Source organism: Actinoplanes sp. NPDC024001, assembly GCF_040638955.1.
Classification (GTDB): Bacteria; Actinomycetota; Actinomycetes; order Mycobacteriales; family Micromonosporaceae; genus Actinoplanes.
In genome coordinates, this window is record NZ_JBEZZB010000240.1 from 2,991 (window position 1) to 11,462 (window position 8,472).

The window sequence follows — 8,472 nt, forward strand, 5'->3', positions numbered from 1 at the left end:
CCGCCGCCGGGCCCGCCGCGCGCGCTGCCGACGGCCGGCCAGTTGCACTGGCCGGCCGTCGTCTCGGACCACCTCGGTCGGGCCCAGGACCGCGAATCGCACTCCCGGATTATCGCCGTAGCGCGTCAGGCCATCGACGCGGCTTCCCGCTGAGCCGGCGCTGCGGGCTCCGGCGTGGCGTCCGCACCCTTGCCCGCGCCATCGTCCGCACCCTTGCCCGCGTCCTTGCCCGCGCCATCGGCGGCGTCCTCGTCACGGCCGAGGATGCCCTCACGCTTCGCGACGATGGTCGGCACCAGGATCTGACCGGCCACGTTCGTCGCGGTGCGGCCCATGTCCAGGATCGGGTCGACGGCCAGCAGCAGGCCCACACCGGCCAGCGGCAGGCCGAGCGTGGACAGGGTCAGCGTGAGCATCACCGTCGCGCCGGTCGTGCCCGCCGTCGCGGCCGAACCGAGCACCGAGACCGCGACGATCAGCAGGTAGTCCGGCCAGGACAGGCCGATGTTGTAGAACTGCGCCACGAAGATCGCGGCCAGTGCCGGGTAGATCGCGGCGCAGCCGTCCATCTTCGTGGTCGCGCCGAGCGGCACCGCGAAACTCGCGTACGACCGCGGCACCCCGACCTTCTCGGTGACCTGCTCGGTGACCGGCAGGGTGCCCAGCGAGCTACGGGAGACGAAGGCCAGCTGCAGGGCCGGCCAGACGGTCGCGTACCAGCGGCGCACCGGCACCCCGTGCACCTTCAGCAGCACCGGGTAGACCACCCCGATGACCAGCAGCAGGCCCAGGTAGACGGCGCCGACGAACGCGCCGAGCGACCCGATCGCGTCCCAGCCGTAGTCGGCCACGGCGTAGCCGAGCAGGCCGATGGTGCCGATCGGCGCCAGGCGGATGACCCACCACAGCACCTTCTGCACGATCTCCAGCGCGGACCGGTTGAAGTTCAGGAACGGCTCGGCCCGCTCGCCGATCTTGAGAGCGGCGATGCCGAGCGCGATCGAGATCACGAGCAGTTGCAGCACGTTGAAGGAGAGACTGGTGGTGGCCGCGCCCTCCTTGATGGTGGTGCTGGCCTGCAGACCCAGGATGTTCGTGGGGATCAGGCCGGTCAGGAAGGCCCACCAGTCGCCGACCTTGGACGGTTCGGCGGCGGCGTCGCCGCTGACGGAGGTGTTGTTACCGGGTTGGAAGATCAGGCCGAGCGCGATGCCGATCGAGACGGCGATCAGCGCGGTGACGGCGAACCACAGCAGGGTGCGCCCGGCCAGCCGGGCGGCGCCGGCCACTCCGCGCAGATTGGCGATGCTGGCGATGATCGCGGTGATCACCAACGGTACGACCAGGGCACGCAGCAGGTCGACGAAGGCGCCGCCGACCGTGTCGAGGGTGCTGGTCAGCCAGTTCGGGCTGCCGTCGCCGGCCGGGCCCATCTCACGGGCGATCAGGCCGAAGACGACACCGAGGAACAAACCGGCGAAGACTTGGACAGCGAACGGGACGCGTTGCAGGCGTTTGAGCACAGCGGAACTCCAGACGGGAGAGGGATGAGGCAGGTGCGGCAGGTGGCCGCGGTCACCTCACCGGCAGAGATCGCTGCAGGTGCGCATGTGGTCCACGTGGCGACGCCGCGTCAGCAGCAGACCCATGGCACCTCCTCCCGTCGTACTCACGTCCAACCCTGCGCAGCGATCGGCGAGAACCATACATTCCCGATAGGCCCAGTGTGCTGAGTCACAGGCCGGCCCCGCCGATCGCCGCGGCCGGTCAGGCGGTGGCCGGGGTCAGGCCGGCCGCATCGTACGCCTCGGCCTGATCCAGGGTTTCCGCGGCCAGCAGCCTCGTGACCAGGGACTCCAGGCGGTGCTGGTGTTCGCGCCGCAGCTTCACCGCCCCGACGTAGCACTCCTCGACGATGCGGCGGACCTCCTCGTCGACGGTGTCGAGCAGGTGCTCGGAGACGCCGACCATCCGCGGATCGCCCTCGGCCGGCAGCACCGAGACGGGACCGATCCGGCCGGACATGCCCCACCGGCCGACCATGTTGCGGGCCAGGCTGGTCGCCACCTCCAGGTCGCTCTCCGCGCCGGTCGTCACCACGCCGAAGATCACCTCTTCGGCGGCCATCCCGGCCAGGGCGCCGCTGATCCGGCCGCGCAGGTAGTCCTCGTCGTACCCGTAACGGTCGGTCTCGGGCGTGGCGAGGGTGACGCCCAAGGCGCGCCCGCGCGGGATGATCGAGACCTTGCGGACCGGGTCCGCGCCCGGCTGCAGCATGCCGAGCAGCGCGTGGCCGCTCTCGTGGTAGGCGGTCCGCCGCCGTTCGGCCTCCGGGATGACCACCTGGCGTGCCGCGCCGAGCTGCACCTTCTCCAGCGCGTCGGCCAGGTCCTGCCCGGTGACCGCCTCGTCGCCGCGCCGGGCGGCGAGCAGCGCCGCCTCGTTGATCAGGTTGGCCAGGTCGGCGCCGGTCATGCCGGCCGTGGAACGGGCCAGGCGGTCCAGGTCGGCGTCCGCGGCGACCTGCACGGTGCGGGCGTGCACCCGCAGGATCTCCCGGCGTCCCCGCTGGTCCGGCGGCTGCACCGCGATCGTGCGGTCGAACCGGCCGGGCCGCAGCAGCGCCGCGTCCAGCACATCGGGCCGGTTGGTGGCGGCCAGCACGATCACGCCCTCGGCGCCGGAGAAGCCGTCCATCTCGGTGAGGATCTGGTTCAGGGTCTGCTCGCGCTCGTCGTTGCCGCCGAGGTTCCCGCCGCTGCGGGACCGGCCGATGGCGTCGATCTCGTCGATGAACACGATCGCCGGGGCGACCTTGCGGGCCTCGGCGAACAGGTCCCGCACCCGGCTCGCGCCCACACCCACCACCACCTCGATGAACTCGGCCGCGCTCGCCGAGAAGAACGGCACCCCGGCCTCGCCGGCGGTCGCCCGCGCCAGCAGCGTCTTACCGGTGCCGGGCGCGCCGGTGAGCAGCACACCGCGGGGCGCGCGGGCGCCGATCCGGGCGTACTTCCCGGGGTTGCGCAGGAAGTCGACGATCTCGCTGATCTCGTCCTTCACCTCGTCGATGCCGGCGACGTCGGCGAACGTGGTGCGCACCGTGCCCGGCTGGACCCGGGTGCCGGCACGGCGGCCGAGCAGTCCACCGGCGCTCTGCCGCCGCAGCGTCCACCAGTAGAAGCCGAACAGCAGCAGGATCGGGCCGAACGAGATCAGCAGGTTGGCGAACGTGCCGCGCTGCTGCACGACCGGGGTCGCGCGGACCTCCGCACCGCCGGACTGCAGCGCCGCCAGCAGGTCGTCGTCGGCGAACTCCGGCCGCTCGGTGGTGAACTTCCGGTAGGTCTCGCCGTTCTTGCCGCCCGGCAGCGCCGCCGGGGTCTTCAGCTTGCCCTCGATGGAGTCGCCGGTGGCGTAGACCTCCGCCACGTTGTGCGCCTGCACCTGCGTCTCGAAAGCGGTGTAGGCGACGGTGGGTGGCCGGTCCGCGCGGTCCTGGACGGTCAGCAGCCCGAACACGATCACGTATCCGATCAGCGCCGGCGCCCAGGACCGCAACCGGCGGCGCCACGTGCCGGACGTCTGCTCATCTGCCATCGGATTCCCCTCTCCGGATCGCCGTCCCGACCAGGACTGGGGCGGCACGCGCCAGATGTGCCCAGCGCGGGTCGTGGTCACCTCGCTCCGGGGCGTGATCTCGGGTACTTAAATGCGTTGCCCGTCCCGGACGGCGGTTCCTACGATGGGCGCCATGAACGTGATCGGCTTCGAACCCCAGCGGAAACGGTGGCCCAGCTAGCGCTCGCCAGCGCGTGGCAGCCGCCGTCCCGGCCGGGGATCGGCGGCATTTTTGTTTCTCCGGCTTCGTTCACACCACGTCGGTGCGGGCTTCGCGACCCCGCTGCCGATCGAGGCGCCGGGGAGGGGAGATCGGCGGACACTGCGGGCCGGCTCGACAGTTCCACTCGTCGGGCTCGCTGGAGGGGAATGGACCACCCCGCCAACGCAGAAGGTCACCGTCCCTGATCCCGGCGCCGCAAAGCACCACACCGGGCCGCACACGGCGGCCACCCACCCGGCACGGGCGACCGGAATCCGTCCGAGGCGCGTACGCCCGGCTTCTCGGGCCGCGCTGATGCCGTGCCGGGAAGCGGCCGGCGGGGGGCATCGCCCCGCCGGCCGCTCCGGGACCGGCAGATACATGAACGGGATGTGGCGCAGTCAGGGAGCGCACCGGTCTGGGGGACCGGGGGCCGCCGGTTCGAATCCGGCCATCCCGACGGGCTGACAGGGCCGGATTCCGGTGGCCGACGGCCATGCGGCACCGTGAGATGGAAGCCGGGTTGCCGGCTACGGGGCGAAGCCCGCTCGTTCTGCCACGATCTCGGACCGGACAAGTTCGAGTAGCCGGCCGAGCCAATTGCGACCCTTCGTGCCACCGCTCCAGTACGCCGAGCTGATGTTGTACTCGATGCGTGCGTCGCCGGTCGCGATGAGTACATCCGCGAGTTCCGGGTGCTGGCTGAACTTGGCATGCAGAACCGCGCGCATAGCGGCCAGGCGAAGGTGAGGCCAATCCGGCCGGAGCGGCGCCTTGCCGACGGCGCGCTCGACGCCGAGGGCCGTCGCGGTGCGATGGATCGCTGCGCGGGTGCTCTCGTCGGTGGCGGCCAGAGCCCAGTAGGCGTGCACGGCGCTGGCGTAGGTGTCGCCGCCGATGTCGATCGTGGTCGGGTACTCGTTGCGCAGACACTCGATCCCTGGCTCTGCTCGCCAACTGCCGGGGATCGATGCCAGCTTGACCGTGGGATTTTCCGCCTGCTCCGGGCCGTCAGCAGGGCGGGATTCGGTCCATTCCTTGACCGACCTCTGACGTTCCTCGAAATACTCGTGGGCCTGACCGTGCATCGCCTCGGTCACGAGCTCGTCGTGAGTCGTGTGTTCCCCGATCGGTGTGCACAGCACCCGCAGCGGCTGGTCCTTCGCGTCCATGTCGCCGAGCGTGTAGTGGCGTACGTGTTCGGGAACGGCCAGGTAGGCCGCGCGAAGTAGCCGCCGATCGGCTTCCGTCCGGGTTTCGAGGTATCGGTCCAGCGCCTGCAGGCAACGGCCGGTGGAATCGGGCCGGCCATTGAGGTGATCGATCTCGTCGGCGACCTCCCCGAGGAGTTCGTCGGCGGTGACCCATGTCTGCGGCTCATCGAAGCGCCAGCTCGCGAGGTGGTGAGCCGAGGCTTCCATGCCCGGTTCGAGATGAGTGGCGACCCATCCCGACTCCAGCTTCTGCCGTAGCCCGTCGAGATCGACCCAGTCCCAGCAGTTGATCGCTCCGTCGGCGAAGATGAGCAGATCCGTGAGGAAGTAGGTCGGACCGTTGCGGATGAAAATCGGCCGCCAGGTGCCCTCGATCTGTTCACCGTCGACAACCCGATAGGTTCTCTTGTCCCACGCCACCGGCGCAGTGTAGGCCGCTCCGGAACAGCTGATCTTGGGCGGATCGCGGTCATCGGCCGGTTTCTCCAACCGGCCGGTATCGACCGGTCTGCCGCGGCGACGCCTTTTCACCGGGCGCTGTGGTGCCGGAAGCGGCAGGATCGAAGGCATGACCCTCGAACCGCATTCGATCGGCTCACTGCGGGCCGTGGCGCTGGACGCGCCCGACATCGACCGGCTGGCGACGTTCTACGAGCGGCTCGCCGGCTGGCGGCGCGAACCCGGCGGTGACGAGGACGACTGGATCACGCTCCACAGTGATGACGGCTGGCGGATCGGCCTGCAGCAGGCTCCCGGCCACGTGCCGCCCAGCTGGCCGGGCCAGGAGCGCCCGCAGCAGGCCCACCTCGACTTCCGGGTGCCGGACATCGACGCCGCGGCGGAACGGGCCCAGCGGCTCGGCGCCACCCTGCTGCGCCGCAACGAGTGCTGGCACACGCTGGCCGACCCGGCCGGCCACCCGTTCGACCTCTGCGCCAACCCGGACGATCCGCGGACCACCCTGATGGGCGTCATGCTCGACTGCCCCGACGCGAAGGCGCTGAGCCACTTCTACGCCCGGCTGCTCGGCAAACCGGTCACCTACGAGGCCGACGGCATGGCCATGATCGGCGAGGACGGCGCGCAGCCGGTCCTGTTCCAGCAGGTGGAGCAGTACAGCCCGCCACGCTGGCCGGACCCGGCGTATCCGCAGCAGATCCATCTCGACGTCATCGTCGAGGACCCGGACGCCGCCGGCCGGGCCGCCCTCGACGCCGGCGCCACCCGGCTGGACGGTGCCGGCCGGAACTGGCGCGTCTACGCCGATCCGGCCGGCAAGCCCTTCTGTCTGATCTGGACGATCTAGCCGCGCCGCCACTTCTGGTTCAGCGAGCCGCCGCACTCCCACAGCTGCACCTGGGCCCGGTCGTTGCCGTTCCAGTCCTTGATGTCGAGGCACTTGTTGGCCTGCGGGTTCACCAGGTCACCGGCGGCGCTGAGCACCCACTGCTGGGCCGGGTTGCCGCTGCAGGTGACGATCTGGATGATGACGCCGTTGGCGGTGGAACCCCACGGCACGTCCAGGCACTTGTTGTTGCCGGTGCGCAGGGTGCCGTTGACGGCCTCCCACCGCTGCGCCGCGGAGCCGTTGCAGGTCCACATCTGCACCAGCACGCCGTCGGCGAAGTTGCTGTTCGGCACGTCGAGGCACTTGTTGTTCCAGTTGCTGATGATCGCGGTGCCACCGCCTCCGCCGCCGCCCGTGGTGGTCAGCGACAGGCCGTACACCTGCAGGATCTCGTTGACCGGCTGGAACCACATGGTGCCGCCGGTGGTGCAGTTGCCGCTGCCGCCGGAGGTGACGCCCTGCGCCTGGTTGCCGGAGATCCAGGACCCGCCGGAGTCGCCCGGCTGTGCGCAGGCGTTGCTGCGGCTCAGGCCGGAGACGGCGCCCTGCGCGTAGTTGATGGTCTCGTTCCTGCCGAGCAGGGTGCCGCAGCGCCAGCCGGTGGTCCGCCCGGAACGGCAGATCGAGCTGCCGATGGCCGCCTCCTGCGACCCGGCCACGAGCACGTTGCCACCGGAGTAGTTGTGCACCCACGGCTGTGACACCCAGTTGCCGTTGGTCCGTACCCATGCGTAGTCGTTGCCGGGGAATGAGGAGCCGGCGAACGTACCCTGTGCCTGGTTGTTGAAGCCGAGCGTCGGGCTGCCGACGCCGCCGCAGTGACCGGCGGTCACGAAGCCGCCGGCGACCGAGAACCCGACCGAGCACAGCGTGTTGCCGTTGATCACATACTGGTCGCCGCCGCGGGTGTCCCACATCGGCCGGGGCCGCTGGGCGTCCACGGTGCGGACCGTGACCGCTTTGGCGCCGCTGGCCTCGGCGAAGCGCCGGGCCTGCGCCTCGGCACCGGCTGCAGCGGTGATCACGATGCGGTTGCCGGCCGGTTCGATGTACCAGCTGTGCACACTGTCCGGCGCCTCCCCGCCGCGGCGGTCGAGTTTCGCGCGATCCGCCGCGAGGTCCGCCTCGCTGCGCTTGACGACCTTGGCGTCGGCGCCTTCAGCACGCACCGTCGCGGCATCGGCCGCGCTGGTCACAGCGACGGTCAGCCGGGTCGCGCCGTCCGGGATCCAGGCGCCGGCGAACCGTTTGCCCAGCTGGGCGCGCAGCCGTTTCTCGATGACCGGCGCGGCGGCCTCGGTGGTGAGCCGCTGCGCGATCTCGTCGTCGTCGAGCCGCAGGTCACGGCGCATCGCGGCGAGCATGCCGGGCGCCAGCCCCAACTCGCCCGGCGCGGCTGCCGGCGCTTGCGGCGCGGCCGGCCCGCCCGGATCGGCGAATCCGGCAACGGGGGTCAGTGTGACAGCGGTCAATGCCGCCGCCGCGACGGCGAGGGCTCGATGAGCAGGACGGAGCATCGGATCGTCCTTTCACGCACGCACACGGTCGAACAATCCGCGCAGGCGTGCGGCCGGGGGAAGGCTGGGGGAGAGCGCTCTCAGGCGATTGTTTCCACCCCGCGACCAAACTGTCAACAAACCTCAACAAAAAGTCGCGGGTCAATGTCCGCTTGTCACTCACGCCCTTTTCCGGTACGCGTTCGCGGCCCCGCCGAAATCGGTGCCCCTGTGCTACCCGCGCGAGCACGTGCCTGCTCACGCCCTCCAGCGCGCCCGCCGGGCGTAAGCACCCGGTCACCCTCAACCCAAACCCCTCCCGGCCGGCACCTGAGTGTCACTTCGGCCGCCCCGAACCGACCCTGGCCGTCAGCCGGCGGGCTCGGCTGCGCCTGAGTGTTGCTGCGGCCGACCCGAGCCGACACTGGCCGCCGGCCGGCGGGCTCGGCTGCGCCTGAGTGTTGCTGCGGCCGACCCGAGCCGACACTGGCCGCCGGCCGGCGGGCTCGGCTGCGCCTGAGTGTTGCTGCGGCCGACCCGAGCCGACACTGGCCGCCGGCCGGCGGGCTCGGCTGCGCCTGAGTGTTGCTG

Annotated in this window: 5 protein-coding genes and 1 tRNA gene; 2 read left to right on the plus strand and 4 right to left on the minus strand. The window is 70.9% G+C overall.

Translation table 11 applies throughout. The annotated features are described in order from the left end of the window. Positions 1 to 125: 125 nt before the first annotated feature. Together AB0F81_RS47395 and ftsH are read right to left on the minus strand one after the other, a co-directional pair. Complete coding sequence (locus AB0F81_RS47395; protein ID WP_360210347.1) at positions 126 to 1,511, minus strand: dicarboxylate/amino acid:cation symporter; 1,386 nt, start codon at positions 1,509 to 1,511, stop codon at positions 126 to 128. Between the two features lie 256 nt (positions 1,512 to 1,767). Then, positions 1,768 to 3,600 (minus strand): ATP-dependent zinc metalloprotease FtsH, encoded by a 1,833-nt coding sequence (gene ftsH / locus AB0F81_RS47400; protein WP_360210339.1) that lies wholly within the window; start codon positions 3,598 to 3,600, stop codon positions 1,768 to 1,770. Between the two features lie 609 nt (positions 3,601 to 4,209). Between ftsH and AB0F81_RS47405 the strand changes: the two genes are divergently transcribed. After that, a tRNA-Pro gene (locus AB0F81_RS47405) sits at positions 4,210 to 4,283 on the plus strand. Between the two features lie 70 nt (positions 4,284 to 4,353). On the opposite strand, the gene AB0F81_RS47410 is transcribed toward AB0F81_RS47405, so the two are convergent. Beyond that, positions 4,354 to 5,607, minus strand: a complete 1,254-nt coding sequence (locus tag AB0F81_RS47410) for an NADAR family protein (RefSeq protein WP_360210341.1) — start codon at positions 5,605 to 5,607, stop codon at positions 4,354 to 4,356. Here AB0F81_RS47410 and AB0F81_RS47415 point away from each other — a divergent pair. Then, positions 5,606 to 6,343 carry a VOC family protein gene (locus AB0F81_RS47415; protein WP_360210343.1) on the plus strand — a complete coding sequence of 246 codons (738 nt, stop codon included), beginning with the start codon at positions 5,606 to 5,608 and terminating at the stop codon, positions 6,341 to 6,343. The two genes, AB0F81_RS47410 and AB0F81_RS47415, sit on opposite strands and share 2 nt — an antisense overlap. Here the strand turns inward: AB0F81_RS47415 and AB0F81_RS47420 are convergent. Beyond that, on the minus strand, positions 6,340 to 7,902 hold the full coding sequence (locus AB0F81_RS47420; RefSeq protein WP_360210345.1) for a ricin-type beta-trefoil lectin domain protein: 1,563 nt from the start codon (positions 7,900 to 7,902) through the stop codon (positions 6,340 to 6,342). The genes AB0F81_RS47415 and AB0F81_RS47420 overlap by 4 nt on opposite strands. Between the last annotated feature and the right edge of the window lie 570 nt (positions 7,903 to 8,472).

Excerpts from the sequence above, each read along its gene's own strand:
- ftsH (WP_360210339.1), bottom strand. The coding sequence starts at position 3,600 with ATGGCAGATGAGCAGACGTCCGGCACGTGGCGCCGCCGGTTGCGGTCC.
- AB0F81_RS47415 (WP_360210343.1), top strand. The coding sequence starts at position 5,606 with ATGACCCTCGAACCGCATTCGATCGGCTCACTGCGGGCCGTGGCGCTG.
- AB0F81_RS47410 (WP_360210341.1), bottom strand. The coding sequence starts at position 5,607 with ATGCCTTCGATCCTGCCGCTTCCGGCACCACAGCGCCCGGTGAAAAGG.
- AB0F81_RS47420 (WP_360210345.1), bottom strand. The coding sequence starts at position 7,902 with ATGCTCCGTCCTGCTCATCGAGCCCTCGCCGTCGCGGCGGCGGCATTG.